This is a genomic window from Tunicatimonas pelagia, assembly GCF_030506325.1.
In the GTDB taxonomy this organism is placed as follows: Bacteria; Bacteroidota; Bacteroidia; order Cytophagales; family Cyclobacteriaceae; genus Tunicatimonas; species Tunicatimonas pelagia.
The window spans coordinates 4084546-4099989 of the sequence record NZ_CP120683.1 but is presented as its reverse complement, the minus strand read 5'-3'; the positions used below and the strand labels follow the sequence as shown (position 1 = coordinate 4099989).

The window sequence follows — 15444 nt, the reverse complement described above, 5'->3', positions numbered from 1 at the left end:
AAGCGAATAGCGGAACCTATTGCTGTTTACCTTCAACAGAATATTCAATCCACATAGAATCGGATTCAAAGTAATGCTCAATTACCTCTTCCCCAAGGGTGAGTTGTCGCTGTTCGGCGTATTTCTTTACTTTCTGATCAACCTGCTCAGGAGTAGAACGCACCACCGGATGGCCGTATAATTGCACCCGAAGATAACTACCTTCTGCTAAGGAGTCTTGAGTCAGATTCTGTAAAGCTTCTGATGATGCATCTGAGGTGATAATTCCGATAAGCTGATTAATTTCTTCCGAGGCAGCGGTAGAATCATAGTTCACCACAACCAATCGGCCACTAAGGGTAGGGTCTTCTAGTAGTTGTTTCGTCTTTACTACAATTTCCCGCAGCTTCAGGTCGCCGTACTTACCTTGGTACGTAGTTCCGTAAACTATCTGACGTGGGTGAGATACTTCGCTTATCTTTTCTGTCTGAAACCCACCTAACCAAGCGTAGCCCGCCACCGACAGAAGTGTTACTAAAATGGCTCCGCCTATTACTATCTTTTTCATACCACAACTAAAATGATTGATATGTTAAGTATATAATATTTTTTTTCAAATGCTAGATCACGCCCTTGCTAATTGCTGGTAGATTTTTTTACATTTGCGGCAGTGCCCATTTCCAGGTGTATTCATTTTTGCCTCATGCATCGGTTGCAGTTTTGGGTATAAATGTAAAATCACGATCTAATTACTGCCTAATTGTATGTATGCTTACATTCAAGGAACTCTTGCCCACAAAGATCCAACCTACGTTGTTATTGATGTGCAGGGCGTAGGGTATGAAATCAGAATCTCACTCAATACCTACGAGGCACTGGAGAGAGAGTCAACCTACAAGCTGCATACCTACCTTCATGTAAAGGAAGATATTCAGGCCCTATTTGGTTTCGCTCAGCCTGCTGAAAAAAAGCTATTTCTAGATTTATTGTCCATCTCAGGAGTAGGACCTAGCCTAGCATTAACAATGCTATCTTCTATGCAGGTGAATGAACTAAAGGGTGCAATTGCCAACGAAGATGCCAAAACAGTACAGCGCATAAAAGGAATTGGAGCGAAAACGGCTCAGCGAATTGTGCTTGAACTGGCTGATAAAATTCGTAAGGAAGGAGTTGCTGTAGGCTCAACCGAAAAGGTACATGGTCTTCCGGCAGGCTCGTACAATACCTTACGCACCGAGGCGTTATCTGCTTTGACAACGCTCGGCTTCACCCGGGCAACGGCTGAAAAAAGTATTAACAAAGTAATGGCCGACTGGCAAAAAAGCAAGCAAAACGAAGAGCCTCGCCTGGAAGAGGTAATTAAGCTTGCACTCAAAACCACGTAAATTATTGCCGACTTGCTACTGACGGTTCTACGGTATACAACGGAAAACTACTGGATGAAGCGCACATGCGGAATATTTCTGGGGCTTATGTTCAGCGCACTGTCCATAATAGCCCAAGATACTCCGCCCAATGTGGCTCCAATAGATACTACGCAGGCCGATACCATTCCGGAAGAAACATTAGCCGCTCTGGCTGATACGGTTCCCGCGGGTCCCTACCAACCGTCTAATCGCCCCCAATACGGATTACCCGACCGCTACGGCGATCCGCTCTCCAACCGGGTACCGCGTTCCCCGCTTTATTTGCAGCCCCCTACTCAGTTAGACTTTGGGATTGAGATTGATACTTCTATTAATTATTCTATTTACGAGCGAGTAAACGGATTGGATTATCGGGCACCATCGTACCTAAACTTTGATCAGTATCAGGAAATTCAAGACCAACAAATTTTACGCGACTACTGGCGAAATCGTTCGGCGGCACTAGACGGCGAAAGTGCAGTAAGTGGCCGTCGGCTTATTCCCCCAATTTACACAACTCCCGCTTTTGACCGGCTGTTTGGGGGCTCCTACGTAGATATTCGGCCTAACGGATTTGTTACCCTCGATTTTGGCGGACGGTTTCAGCGAATATTCAATCCTAATATTCCGATTCGGCAGCAACGAAACGGTAATTTTGAATTTGACCAACAGATTAGCCTAAACGTAGTGGGAACCATTGGCGATAAACTTCAGATTACCGCCAATTTTGATAATAACAATTCCTTTGACTTTCAGAATAATGTGAAAGTAGAGTACACTGGCTACGACCACGAGATTATTAAGAAGATTGAACTCGGGGTGGTGAGTATGCCGGTTAGCAATAGCTTGATTACGGGTTCACAAAGCCTGTTTGGAATTAAAACCCAGTTGCAGTTTGGCCGACTGTTTGTCACCAGTGTAGCTTCAGTGCAGCGGGGTAGCAGCGATGCCATTACTATTGAGAGCGGTACCCAAACCCGCGATTTTGAAATTATCGCTTCTGAATACGATGAGAACCGACATTTCTTCTTGAACCATTATTTTCGGGCTAACTACGAGAACTGGCTGCGTTCGCTACCCCAGATCTATTCTGGGCTCAACATAACCCGAGTAGAAGTTTATGTGCTTAATCGCAACAACGATACCGAAACCCTACGGGGCATGGCAGCCTTTATGGATTTAGGCGAGGGGAGCGTAATATTTCGAGACGATAATCCTCAGATAGGAGAAGGACAGGGAGGAACCGCCCGCAATGATGCTAACCAACTTTACGCCAACCTATTAGATCGTAACCAACTGCGCGACGTTAATCAGACATCTAATATTCTAGAGAGCGATTTCAATCTGGTGAAAGCTACTGATTTTGAGGTAATCACTTCGGCCCGTAAGCTCACTGAGGGAGAGTTCACCTTTGATAGCCAGTTGGGCTACATTAGCCTCAACCGCCGCTTACAGAACGATGAAGTGCTGGCCGTAGCCTACGAGTACACTCTAGATGGGCAACGCTACCAAGTGGGTGAGCTAACCGAAGATTATCAAAACCTTCCCGAAGATCAAGTTATTTTTCTGAAGATGCTACGGCCCACCAAGATCAACACGGAAGTGCCTACCTGGGATTTGATGATGAAAAACATCTACACCCTAAACGCTAGCCAAATTAGCCAGGAAGGGTTTCAACTGCGAGTGGTCTACCGCGACGACCGTACCGGTATTGATAACCCCAGCTTACACGAGGGACAAAATACCCAGGATGTACAGCTAGTAAATTTATTCAACTTAGATAACCTCAATCAAAATAATGATCCGCAGGAGGGCGGTGACGGCAACTTCGATTTTATTGAAGGAATTACGATAAATTCCGACCAAGGCTTTGTGGTTTTTCCGGTGTTGGAACCCTTTGGCAGCCACTTGGAGCAGCAGTTTGCCCCCGGTGAAGATAACTTAGTGGATCGCTACGTGTACAATGAATTATACAATACCACTAAGGCTGATGCTGAGCTAAATACCAACAAGAACAAGTTCTTTATTGTCGGAAGTTTTGTATCCGGTTCGGCCAATGAGATTATGCTACCTGGTATTAACATTGCCGAAGGGTCGGTGCAGGTAATTGCAGGCAACACCCCACTTTCAGAAGGTCTGGATTTTACGGTAGACTATAACCTAGGCCGGGTAACGATATTGAACGAAGGGGTGCTTAACTCAGGCAAACGCATCCAAATTCAGTACGAAAAAGCTGATCTATTCAACTTTCAGCAGCGCTCACTGTTTGGCACCCGCCTGGAGTACCGGGTGAACGATGATATTAATATCGGAGGCACTATTTTGCACCTCAACGAACGCCCCATCATCAGCCGGGTGAGCATTGGCGACGAGCCTACCCGAAATACTAAGTATGGATTTGACATTAACTACCGTAAAGATTCCCGCTTCATCACCAAGCTGGTAGATGCGCTGCCCCTCATTCAAACCAAAGAGCCATCTACCGTTACGTTTAATGCGGAGTTTGCTCAACTCATTCCAGGTACTTCTAACATAGTAGATGGTGACGGTACTTCGTATATAGATGATTTTGAGAACACAGTCACTCCGTTTAGTCTGAGTGGTTGGCAAGGCTGGGTGCTATCCTCGGCTCCGGTTACCGATGATCAAGCATTTGTAGATCCTAACGCCGGACCCATCGGGCGAAACTACCGTCGAGCCAAGCTGGCGTGGTACATTATAGACAATACCGCTTTTTACACTACTCGGGGCAATTTGGTAAGTGGCATTCCCGTTGCGGATGATATCATGAACCACTACGAACGCCTTATTCCGCCGCAAGAAGTTTTTCCCTTTCAGGATGAGCAGGTAATCAATTTTGGGCTACCTATTTTCGATGTAGCCTACTTTCCCGAAGAGCGTGGCCCCTACAACTATAACATTAATCTAACCGAAGAAGGGCTGCTGCCGAACCCAGAAGAAAATTGGGGAGGTATCACTCGGGCAATCACGTCGGATGTAGATTTTGATAAAACGAATATCGAGTACCTGGAATTCTGGATGCTAGACCCCTTCATCAACACCGAAAACGGAACTGTTATTGACGGTCGGGTGAATGAACCTAATACTAGCGGGGGGAAACTAATTTTTCACCTAGGTAGTATCTCCGAAGATATAATTCCCGATGATCGCCACTTCTTTGAAAACGGCTTGCCCGAAGATTATACTTCCGAAGATGTAAACGTAACTCCTGTGGGGCGAACGCCTAACGACCAATTTTTGGTAGACAACTTCACTATCGGCTCCCAAGAAATCCGCAGCAACCAGGATGTGGGCTTTGAAGGAGTACGTAACGATGACGAGGCCAACTTTTTTGCCAATGATTTCTTTAACCGTTTGTCTCCCGCAGCCCAGCAAGCCGTAGCCGACGACCCATCGGCGGATAACTTCCAGTATTATCTAGGCGAAGAACTGGATAATAGTGGTACACAGATCGTGGAACGCTACAAAAATTTTAACAATCATGAGGGCAACACTCCAGTTGTCAGTGAAGATAATAATGACCGCTTTGTGCCTTCGGGAAGCCAGGCACCGGATAACGAAGATTTGAACCGCGATAACACGCTCAGTGATCTGGAAGAGTACTACGAGTACGAAGTGGATCTGCAACCGGGGCAGCTACGCGTAGGGCAAAATAATATTGTAGACGCTGTTTCTCTTACTGAACCCAATACTGGTGATGAAATAACTTGGTATCAGTTTCGTATCCCAATTCGCCAGCCCGACCGACGGCAGGGAGCTATCCAGGGGTTTAAATCGATCCGTTACATCCGAACCATTCTTACTGAATTCCGCCAACCTGTAGTAATGCGGTTTGCCCGGTTTCAATTGGTGGGTAGCCAGTGGCGACGGTACCTTGAAGATTTAAGCGAAAAGCAGCTCGGCGAGTATCCCGAAGACTACGATCCTGAATTTTTCATATCAGCGGTGAATATTGAGGAAAACGGTGCGCCAACCACCGAAGGCTCGGCGTATACACTACCGCCGGGTTTCCGTCGCGACCGAGATAATACCTCGCCAGTAGAACGGCGGGTGAATGAGCAATCGTTGCAACTTTGTATTGAAGAGCTACGCGATGGCGACGCCCGGGCGGCTTACAAGAACATGACCTTGGATCTGATCAACTACGGCAGCATTCGGATGTTCTTTCACGCCGAAAGCCAAACAGCTCAGGACAGTTCTGTAACGGGCTTTCTTCGGTTAGGTACTGACTTTGACCAGAACTACTACGAAATTGAACTTGATTTGGTAATGTCGCCGGATGGCTCGGGGGGCGAGGGCGAAGAACGACTGGTGTGGCCTGAGCAAAATGAGATTGATATTGCCCTCGACGAGTTATCTTCCGTAAAATCAGCCCGAAACCAAAGCAATGTTCCTATTACGCTGCCCTTTACTCGGCAACGGGGAAAATACAAAATAACGGTAGTCGGTCGACCCGAACTGAGCACGGTACAAACGTTGATGGTTGGGGTGCGAAATCCGGTCTCGGAAGATCGCGCCCCTCAATCGCTCTGCGTGTGGGCGAATGAACTCAGAGTAGGAGATTTTGACCGCACCAGTGGTTGGGCGGCCAATGCCCGACTCAACACCAAGTTGGCCGATTTTGCCAATGTAACGGCTTCCGTACGGCATTCTACCTTTGGCTTTGGGGGTATTCAGTCGCGCATTTCGGAACGAACCCGCGAGGAGGCAACGGAGTACGATGTGTCGGTGAATGCCAACCTCGACAAGTTTTTCCCTCAGCGGTTTGGGTTGCAAATTCCCGTATTTGCCAGCTACGAGCGAGGCACCATCGTTCCTCAGTTTGACCCGCAAGACCCAGATATTCCGCTAGATGCCGCTCTCAGTGCGAGAACTGATCCTCGAGAGCGTGCCAACTACCTGGATATTGTCACCGACCAGACGACCCGGCGCAGCCTGAACTTTACCAATGTTCGCAAGAACAAAGTGGGGGAGAACACTCGTAATCACTTTTTTGATATTTCTAATTTTACGTTCTCGTATTCGTACAGCGATCAAGTGCGAAGCAATTTCAACACCGCTACCTATGAGCAACGACTAGTGCGAGGCGGGGTAGGCTATAACTACAGTTTTCCCGACCTGAACATTCAGCCGTTTGCTAATGTCAGCTTTCTGCAATCGCCTTGGTTTGCCCTCATTCGAGATTTTAACTTTTCGCCAGTACCCAGCAACGTGAGCTTTCGGGGCGATTTGCAGCGTAATTTTGTAAAGACCCAGTACCGCGATGAGAATCTGTTAAGCTTGGAGCCACTCTACGAGAAAGCATTTACGTTTAACCGTATTTATGACCTTCAGTGGAATCTGACCCAGAATTTATCAGTAGACTACAGTGCTCGGGCATTTGCTATTATTGACGAACCCGATGGCGAACTAGATACCGAGGCCAAGCGCGATGAGGTTATTCAGAACCTACGAAACTTTGGCCGGATGAAAAACTACACTCAGGCCATTACGGCTACCTACGCCGTTCCACTAGATAAAATTCCAATTACTGATTGGCTAAGTGCCGATGCCCGCTACCAATCTGGTTACACTTGGCAGGCAGGTGCTTATGATCCTACCACCGCTACTAACACGTTTGAAGATATTGGTAACAACATCCAGAATAATCGCGACCGGAGTGCTACCGGTAAGATTGATATGGTGGGGCTGTACAACAAAATCAAGTTTTTAAAAGGAGTTAACGACGGAGGCCGAGGACGCCCTACCCGACCGCAGCCACCTCGCAATCCTCAGGATACTACCCAGCAAGAAAAACCCAAACCCGACCTGAAAGCCCTTAAAGGATTGTTTCGTCTCGTTATGGCTCTTCGGTCTATTAATGTAACCTACAATTTAAACGAAGGCACCATGCTGCCGGGGTTTATTTTAACTCCTTACCTATTTGGCCTCGATGATGCATTTAATGCACCCGGTATTCCGTTTTTACTAGGTAGTCAGGATCCGAACATTCGCTTTGAAGCTGCGCGACGCGGGTGGCTCAGTCCCTCTCAGCTACTCACCATGCCTTTCCAGCAATCGCAGGTAGAAAATATCAATGTGCGGGCAGACATTGAACCCTTCCGGGATTTTCGGGTTCAGGTAGATTTTACTAAAGCGGTTACCAATACGTACCAAGAAATTTTCCGGCAAGATTCGCTAGGCGGCTTTAGTTCATTGCCTCCCGTTCGCTCCGGTAACTATAACCTTTCTTATTTAACCATACAAACCGCATTTTCTGGAGATGATGCTGAGAATAACTCCGAAATATTTACTCAGTTTGTTGAAAACAGAGAAGCCATTCAGCGACGCCTAACAGAAGAAAATCCTAATGAAAACGGAGAGTATAACCTTAACTCCCAAGATGTGCTGATACCAGCTTTTTTAGCCGCCTATTCCGGTCAGGATGCTGATCAGGTTCGGCTTTCGCCCTTTCCTCGTATTCCGCTACCCAATTGGCGGGTAGACTATGCCGGGCTGCCTCGCTTATTTTCGGGCTTTGGCAATACGTTTGCTCAGTTCACAATTAACCACGCCTACCAATCTACTTACAGCGTAAATAATTTTACTACTTCGGCTGAGTACGACCTCACAGAAGCTCCGGTAGAACTAAATACCCGAGTAGAAAACTACGATCCTACGCAACTGACCGAGGTTAAATCTATTCAAGATGAAAACGGAGAATCTATTGATGTTTTTGTGCCACTATACGTTGTGCAGCAAGTAACCATTACCGAACGTTTTGCCCCACTTGTTGGAGTGAATATTCGTACCAAAAGCCGACTGACCAGCCGGATTTCATACGACCGAGAGCGGAGTCTTTCACTCAATCTTTCTAATGCCCAGGTGACTGAGATGAGAAGTCAGGCAATTACTTTTACGTTTGGCTTCACTAAAGATAAATTTAAGCTTCCTTTCCGGGTGCAGGGGCGCACGGTTACGTTGGAAAATGATATTACCTTTAATCTGGCCATGTCATTCAGAGACACCAAAACGGTGCAACGAAAAATTGATAATGACAATACCATTACCAATGGTAACGTTAACTTTCAGGCTCGCCCTACGCTAGATTATCGAGTAAATGAGCGATTAAATATTCAGCTTTATTTCAACCGTACCATCAACAATCCACTAGTCACTAGTTCTTTTCGCCGTACTACCACCGAATTTGGCACTCAAGTACGTTTTAACCTTGCTCAATAAAAACTAGAACTAAACTTTTCCTAGAATTCAGAAAAAAGCTACTTTTGAACGAATTGCTGCTAACACTTCTGAGGATAGCTATTAAGAAGTTCCACTTAGTGTAAAAGCTACAATTAAATTCTGCATAACTGCTTGTAAGATTAAACAATACTTAATCTGGCATGTCCCATTTGAAATTAATATTACACAATTTGTATTATCTCTATTAGCGCATGAACATTCCTGATTCACTAAAGTACACCAAAGACCACGAATGGCTACGAATAGATGGCGATGAGGCTTACGTGGGCATTACTGATTTTGCTCAACAAGAGCTAGGCGACATTGTCTACGTAGAAATTGAAACAGAAGGCGAAGAGTTAGCACACGGTGAGGTTTTTGGTACGGTGGAAGCCGTAAAAACGGTATCTGATCTGTTTATGCCGGTGGCAGGTACAGTGTTAGAAATTAATCCCGAATTAGAAGGTTCGCCAGAGTTGGTTAATGAAGACCCCTATGAGAAAGGCTGGATGATTAAGATTAAGCTTAGCGATTCTACTAGTCTGGATGAACTGCTTAGCCAAGCCGATTACCAAGAAGTTATTGGGCAATAGCCAATAGAGGTGTGATCTGCCATTATGTTCTGGCGCTTCAACTTGTATACTCTTTTATGGATGATCCTCATCCTGGTTCTCATTATTTTACCCGGGCAACATCTGCCTCAAACGGGTACTAGTCTATTCAGTATTGATAAAATAGTTCATACTGGAATATTTGCTGGATTGGCTTTGCTAATGGCTATTGGGTTTGCTAAACAGCGTACGTATTATGGGTTACGCAACAAGGCAGCCACTTATGCGTTAATAGTATCAGTAGGGTACGCTTCTATCTTAGAAAGTACGCAAATATTTTCGGAAGGTAGAACCATTGATATGTATGATGCAATTGCAAATACGGTGGGTTGCGTAGCCGGATATGGAATGTTTTTCGTAATCTATCGGCGATGATCAACCTAGTCTAGAGAAAATACATATTTTATCTTGAGCGACTCGTTTCTTTTTTGTAAATTGTGTCATTAATAGTACAGTGTAATAATTATACACAAATTGTATGGAACCAAAGAAAACACCAAAAGCGGATTTAAACCAGAAAACCGGATTACACTTAGCCATTGGTCTTGTTGTTAGCCTTGCCTTAGTAACGCTAGCGTTCGAGTGGAAAGACTACGATGGCAATTCGCTAGTTGATCTGGGGCAAGTAGAGGATAGTTTTGAGGATGTGATGGAGATTCCTCCTACTGAGCAGCCGCCGCCACCGCCACCAAAAATTCAGCAGCCGGAGATTATTGAGGTTCCCGATGAAGAAGAAATTGAAGAAGAAATTGAGATTGACCTCGATGTAGAGATTACCGAAGATACTGAAATTGAGGAGATGGTTTTTGAAGAAGCTCCTGAAGAAGAAACTACGGATGAGATTTTCATGGTAGTAGAAGATCAGCCAGAGCCAAAAGGTGGTTTGTCTGCTTTCTATGACTATGTAAGTAAAAATATGAAATACCCTTCTCAAGCCCGTCGTATGGGTATTGAGGGGAAAGTGTTTGTGCAGTTTGTTGTGAATACTGACGGTTCATTAACTGACGTACAGGCGATTAAGGGAATTGGTGCTGGTTGTGATGCGGAAGCAATTCGGGTAGTGAAGAGTCACCCTAAATGGCAACCTGGCAAGCAGCGCGGTAAGCCAGTGCGAGTACGAATGGTAATTCCTATTACCTTCAAGCTTGGCTAAGCTAAAGGATTTAATTTAGATTTGTTAATATTTTGATTATTGGAAGCCGGTTACGCTTTGCGTCTCCGGCTTTTTTTATGCTCCAGCCCATCGTGATAGAGATAAAGCAATTGGTAATATTACATCTTTTAGTAACTGCCGCCCTTACCGGCCTAATTTGGGTGGTGCAATTGGTCCACTATCCCGGGTTTCGCTATATCGACCATACTCAGTTTAACGATTTCCAGCGGCACCATATGCAAAGTATTTCTTACATCGTGGCTCCGCTAATGCTTGCTGAGGTAGCCTTTACTGTGTGGCTGCAAATAGAATTTTGGAATAAGAGTGAGGTGTATCTGGCAACTATTGCCAGTGTACTATTAATGGTAGTATGGGTAGTTACCTTCTCCATATCTGCGCCCATTCATGGCAAGTTAGCTACAGATGGATATGATCGGCAACTAATAAACAAACTGGTAAGTACTAACTGGATTCGTACGTTTGCATGGTCAGCACGGGCTGGGATATTGGTAATTATTAGTCTCAGGTTGTAGAAAAAAATTCCCGGTGAGTAAAATTATTGGCAATAAATTTGATCTGTGGAATAAAACGCCACCAAAGCTAATAAGTAGTAGTATTAATAATCAGATTTTTTTTCAAAAAATATCTAGAGGAACCGCAAAATATTTAAACTTAGAAAGCGAACTCTGAGGATTTTGCAATAAATACAGATATTTCTTATGTTTATAATAAGAAAAGGTTTTATTTTTGCCGAATTAAAGTACCACAAAACTCTATTAGAGTAAACCCAAATTGCTGCCAGTGAAAACTCAATCTAACGTCCAGACCACAGTACAGCAAATTAAGTCAAATATTGACGAAATTGCTTCTGAAACAAAAAACCTGAAAAACGGAGAACGTTTTACAAAAATCCAGCGCATGAACGACCTTCGGCAGATCGCTTCTGCACTAGAAGACCTTGATAGGTCAGTTAATACATTGATGGACAAGCAAGCTAAGAATAAATCTGAGGATGCTTAAGTACATTATTTTTTAAAATCTACCTACTTTCCCTATCTTCCGTAGCTTAACACAACACCAATGAAAGCTATGGATCAAAAGAAATCTCCCCTCTCATCTTCCCGTCGCAAATTTATTGAAGCGAGCCTTTCAGCTCTAGCCGGAATTAGTATTGTACCTCGCAGAGTATTAGGAGGTGCTAATTATACCTCACCTAGTGACCAAATCACCGTTGGATACATCGGAACCGGAAAACAAGGGCGAGGTACACTCTTTAAAAAATTCATCAAAATACCGGAGGTGCAAATTGTAGCAGCCTGCGATGTAGATACTCAAAAGCTTAGCGACTTTACTCAAATGGCTTCGGCTTATTATGCTGAGAACAGAAGTCAAAAGGCCAATCAGATAAATGTGCATAGCGACTTTAGAGAGCTACTGGAGCGCAAAGACGTTGATGCTGTAATAATAGTGACCCCAGATCATTGGCATGCTACTGCATCTATATTGGCTTGTGAAGCTGGAAAAGATGTGTATTGTGAGAAGCCACTTTCTCTTACAGTTAAAGAAGGTCGAGATATGGTAAAAGCGACTCGCAAACACCAGCGGGTATTTCAGACAGGAAGTATGCAGCGTTCTTGGGAAGATTTTCACCGGGCTGCGGAGTTGGTAATCAATGGATATATTGGCGATATAGAAAGAGTCGTAGTCAGTGTAGGCGGACCACCCGATGCTTGTGAACAACCGGCTGAGCCTGTACCTAGCCACCTGGATTGGAACATGTGGCAAGGGCCAGCTCCAAAACGTGAGTACAGCTCCTTCTTCGCCCCATCCATGAGTTGGGATGGCTGGCCTCGTTGGCGCTATTGCAAATACTACGGCGGTGGATTAATGACTGACTGGGGAGCCCATATGTTTGACATCGCTCAGTGGGCACTGGGCAAAGACGACAGTGGGCCAGTAGAAGTAATACCTGATGGAAAGGAATATAAAGTGCTGACTTATCTGTACGAGGATGGAACGCCTATGGTGCGGGAAGACTTTGGTAAAGGTAATGCTATACGATTTGAAGGTAGTGAAGGAGTGATTGAAGTGAGCCGTCAGTTTCTTAACGTTCCCGAAAACCTCAAAGATCAAAAAATTAGCGATAGCGATATTCATCTTTACAAAAGCCGGGATCACTACCGCGATTGGTTAGATGCTATTCGGCAACGTAGTAAGCCTATTTGTGACGTAGAAGTAGGGCACCGCACTGCTACCGTCTGTAATATCGGAAATATCGCTTATGAACTTAATCGTCCGTTGCGTTGGAACCCAAAGAAAGAAAAGTTTAAGGGAGATCGGGAGGCAAACCAAATGCTATCTCGAAAGCAACGCGATTTCTAGTCATAACTAACATTCGTTAAATGTCCGTATGTTGGATTAAGTTAGCTCATTTCCCAATCCTGACGTACAGGTTCTTTAATAAACTTATCGGCTTCAGGTAGACCTTTAGCTTTCATTTGTTCAGCATCCCAGTGGATAGGTTGTCCGCCCATTCGGAGAGAAAGAACACCCAGAAGGGTTATTTCAGTCAGACGAGCACCGTACTCAAAATTAGCACTGGCTGCCGGGCCGCCTTGAATAGCATCGATCCAATCGCGGAAGTGACCGTTAGAGCGCGGTATGCTTGGCTTAGGTGGCTTGAATGATTCAGCTTGTGACTTAGGATACATCTGCGGAATTCGCTGGTTTCCGTCATTGACAATAATTCCTTTGTCACCCACGAACATAGTACCCCGACGAGGCAAGTCTACTCCCAGCGGTAATATCTCGGGCCGTTTGGGTTGTAACCCACCCGAGTACCAAGTGAGTTTAACGGCTGCTTGGTCACCTTGCGCCGGAAAATCGTAGTAACCAATTTCACCGTAGGGGGCAATATCCGCATTGCTAAAGCCTGCCGGGCGAATGGCTACTCGCTCAGGAGCGGATAGATTAAACGCCCACACCGAAGCATCCATATCGTGACAGCCAAAGTCGCCTAAAGCCCCGCAGCCGAAATCCCAGAAGTCTCGCCAAGTAACGGGTACATAATGTTCGTGAAACGGACGAGGTTCACGAGGACCTAGCCACAAGTCCCAATCAAAATTCACAGGCATCGTCGATTTTCCTTCGGGTAGTCCACGTAAGCTCGGCACCCAACGGGTAGCGGGAACCCAGGCGTGAATTTCATCTACTTTACCGATGGCACCAGCACGTAAGTACTCCACTGTTTGTCGAATGCCATCGGCACTATGCCCACTGTTACCCATCTGGGTAGCTAACCCCGTTTCTTTAGCCACTTTCTGTACCTCACGGGCTTCCCAAATATTATGCGTGAGCGGTTTCTCGCAGTACACGTGCTTACCCGCTCGCATGGCTAACAGAGAAATATAAGCGTGGGTATGATCGGGAGTAGAACAAACAATGCCATCCAACTCTTCTTTCTCCAGCATCTCCCGGAAATCATCGTACTCAGCTACCTGAAACGAAGAGTTATCTACCTGATGCTTTTCCTCAATAATATCTTTCACTGGACCACGTCCAGCCTCAGAACGATAGTAGAAATCCGCTAAATTCCAGTAGTACGCTGGGTCAGCTATCGCCGTGATACGAACATTGTCCAAAGCCAGAAAAGCCTCCGTATTTTTTCGCCCTTTACCACCTACGCCCACCATACCTAAGGTAACGGTATCACTAGGGGCAACAAAGCCTGTACCACCTAATACGTGGCGAGGCACAATCATAAAACTGGCAGCGGTACAAGCTGCACCTTTAATAAAATTTCGGCGAGACGAATTCTGAGGTAGTAAAGATGTAGTATCCATAGAGAGAAGAGTCAATAAACTATTGTCCCTCAATATAGAAAATTTTACCCTATTATACTTCAAGGCGGCTAAAACCGTGAGTTGTTAAAGCGAAAAAAAGTAGGCAGATTTGAAGCGACCAAGCTAACAATTCATGCCTACTCAATTACAAATCAGCGCAGCTGAAATGCAAGAGCTAGATAGCCAAAGATTTTCACACAATCAAGTGCTGGTAAATCGCCGCTTGCACTGTGTGTACCTGAAAGTCAAAGTGAAGCTGAGCAATGAACTTATTGGTCAATGCATGGGCGTTCATGCCAATCAGGTAGGGCAATATATTCGTCTCTACGAGCAAGCAGGTATTGCAGCCTTATGCGCTACAAACTATGGGACGAACCGCAGTGCCTTGGAAGATCATGCTGATCGGTTAGTCAACGACTTCATTAAACACCCCCCACTGAGTTTGGCCCAGGCGCGCCATCGCATCATAGAATTAACTGGCATAGAAAGAGATGTCAGTCGGATAGAAGCTTTTCTCAAAAGACATGGCTTTATGTATCGTAAGTGTGGCTATGTACCGGGCAAAGCAGAGCCGGAAAAACAGCAGCAATGGCTAGAGAAATCCTTTCAAGCTGAACTGGAGGACGCCCAGAAAGGGGAGAAAGTGTTACTCTTTGTAGATGCCGCTCACTTTGTCTTGTCTCAGTTTTGCTGTATGATGTGGTGCGTGAGGCGACTCTTTTTGCGCTCAGGGGCAGGTCGCCATCGCATCAACGTGCTAGGTGCCTTGAATGCCATTACCCAGCAAGTCACCCCCCTGATCAACACTACTTATATCAATGCTGAGGTCATCCAAGACTTTCTCTTAGTGCTTAGAAAAGAATATCCACTTCTGCCCATTACCATCGTCTTGGACAATGCCCGTTATCAACACTGCAAAGCAGTCATCGCTTTTGCTGAAAGTCTGCATATCAAGCTGTTGTTCTTGCCCCCTTACTGCCCTAATCTTAACATCATTGAGCGGCTCTGGAAGTTTGCTAAAAAAAAGGTCTTGTACGGAAAATACTACGAGCGACCCGACCAGTTTCATCAGGCTGTTACCAACTTCTTTGCGCAACTAAGCAACCATCAAGAACAACTCAAATCGCTACTCACCCTTAAGTTTCAAACCTTTGATAACTCACGAATCTATGCGCCATGAAGTATAGATTATCTATATTTCAACTTATGAC

At 45.3% G+C, this 15444-nt stretch carries 11 protein-coding genes; 9 read left to right on the top strand and 2 right to left on the bottom strand.

Annotation, left to right across the window (positions count from 1 at the left end):
- Positions 1 to 16: 16 nt before the first annotated feature.
- Entirely contained in the window at positions 17 to 547 is a 531-nt protein-coding gene (locus P0M28_RS17620; protein ID WP_302203903.1) for a hypothetical protein, read from the bottom strand.
- A 196-nt stretch (positions 548 to 743) separates the two neighbouring features.
- Between P0M28_RS17620 and ruvA the strand changes: the two genes are divergently transcribed.
- The 8 genes from ruvA (at position 744) to P0M28_RS17580 (ending at position 12773) form a co-directional block, all read left to right on the top strand.
- A complete protein-coding gene (gene ruvA, locus P0M28_RS17615) occupies positions 744 to 1364 on the top strand; it encodes a Holliday junction branch migration protein RuvA (protein ID WP_302203901.1) in 621 nt (206 codons plus the stop codon).
- Between the two features lie 54 nt (positions 1365 to 1418).
- Positions 1419 to 8627, top strand: a complete 7209-nt coding sequence (gene sov, locus P0M28_RS17610) for a T9SS outer membrane translocon Sov/SprA (protein WP_302203900.1) — start codon at positions 1419 to 1421, stop codon at positions 8625 to 8627.
- Positions 8628 to 8839: 212 nt separating this feature from the next.
- Positions 8840 to 9220 (top strand): glycine cleavage system protein GcvH, encoded by a 381-nt coding sequence (gene gcvH, locus P0M28_RS17605; protein ID WP_302203898.1) that lies wholly within the window; start codon positions 8840 to 8842, stop codon positions 9218 to 9220.
- 24 nt (positions 9221 to 9244) lie between these two features.
- The gene (locus P0M28_RS17600; protein ID WP_302203897.1) at positions 9245 to 9613 is read left to right on the top strand and encodes a VanZ family protein; all 369 of its coding nucleotides are present in this window, start codon (positions 9245 to 9247) and stop codon (positions 9611 to 9613) included.
- Between the two features lie 103 nt (positions 9614 to 9716).
- Positions 9717 to 10391 carry an energy transducer TonB gene (locus P0M28_RS17595; protein WP_302203895.1) on the top strand — a complete coding sequence of 225 codons (675 nt, stop codon included), beginning with the start codon at positions 9717 to 9719 and terminating at the stop codon, positions 10389 to 10391.
- 32 nt (positions 10392 to 10423) lie between these two features.
- On the top strand, positions 10424 to 10924 hold the full coding sequence (locus tag P0M28_RS17590) for a hypothetical protein (protein ID WP_302203893.1): 501 nt from the start codon (positions 10424 to 10426) through the stop codon (positions 10922 to 10924).
- Between the two features lie 268 nt (positions 10925 to 11192).
- Positions 11193 to 11411 carry a hypothetical protein gene (locus P0M28_RS17585; protein ID WP_302203891.1) on the top strand — a complete coding sequence of 73 codons (219 nt, stop codon included), beginning with the start codon at positions 11193 to 11195 and terminating at the stop codon, positions 11409 to 11411.
- 69 nt (positions 11412 to 11480) lie between these two features.
- Positions 11481 to 12773, top strand: coding sequence for a Gfo/Idh/MocA family protein (locus P0M28_RS17580; RefSeq protein ID WP_302203889.1), 1293 nt, complete (start codon positions 11481 to 11483; stop codon positions 12771 to 12773).
- A 41-nt stretch (positions 12774 to 12814) separates the two neighbouring features.
- Here P0M28_RS17580 and P0M28_RS17575 read toward each other — a convergent pair whose 3' ends face one another.
- Positions 12815 to 14233, bottom strand: a complete 1419-nt coding sequence (locus tag P0M28_RS17575) for a Gfo/Idh/MocA family protein (protein WP_302203888.1) — start codon at positions 14231 to 14233, stop codon at positions 12815 to 12817.
- Positions 14234 to 14366: 133 nt separating this feature from the next.
- On the opposite strand from P0M28_RS17575, the gene P0M28_RS17570 reads away from it, so the two are divergent.
- Positions 14367 to 15413 carry an IS630 family transposase gene (locus P0M28_RS17570; protein WP_302203886.1) on the top strand — a complete coding sequence of 349 codons (1047 nt, stop codon included), beginning with the start codon at positions 14367 to 14369 and terminating at the stop codon, positions 15411 to 15413.
- The last annotated feature ends 31 nt before the right edge of the window (positions 15414 to 15444 follow it).

What these genes read in the sequence shown, in the direction of transcription:
- P0M28_RS17620 (WP_302203903.1), bottom strand. Translation starts at nt 547, where the DNA reads ATGAAAAAGATAGTAATAGGCGGAGCCATTTTAGTAACACTTCTGTCG.
- ruvA (WP_302203901.1), top strand. Translation starts at nt 744, where the DNA reads ATGTATGCTTACATTCAAGGAACTCTTGCCCACAAAGATCCAACCTAC.
- sov (WP_302203900.1), top strand. Translation starts at nt 1,419, where the DNA reads ATGAAGCGCACATGCGGAATATTTCTGGGGCTTATGTTCAGCGCACTG.
- gcvH (WP_302203898.1), top strand. Translation starts at nt 8,840, where the DNA reads ATGAACATTCCTGATTCACTAAAGTACACCAAAGACCACGAATGGCTA.
- P0M28_RS17600 (WP_302203897.1), top strand. Translation starts at nt 9,245, where the DNA reads ATGTTCTGGCGCTTCAACTTGTATACTCTTTTATGGATGATCCTCATC.
- P0M28_RS17595 (WP_302203895.1), top strand. Translation starts at nt 9,717, where the DNA reads ATGGAACCAAAGAAAACACCAAAAGCGGATTTAAACCAGAAAACCGGA.
- P0M28_RS17580 (WP_302203889.1), top strand. Translation starts at nt 11,481, where the DNA reads ATGGATCAAAAGAAATCTCCCCTCTCATCTTCCCGTCGCAAATTTATT.
- P0M28_RS17575 (WP_302203888.1), bottom strand. Translation starts at nt 14,233, where the DNA reads ATGGATACTACATCTTTACTACCTCAGAATTCGTCTCGCCGAAATTTT.
- P0M28_RS17570 (WP_302203886.1), top strand. Translation starts at nt 14,367, where the DNA reads ATGCCTACTCAATTACAAATCAGCGCAGCTGAAATGCAAGAGCTAGAT.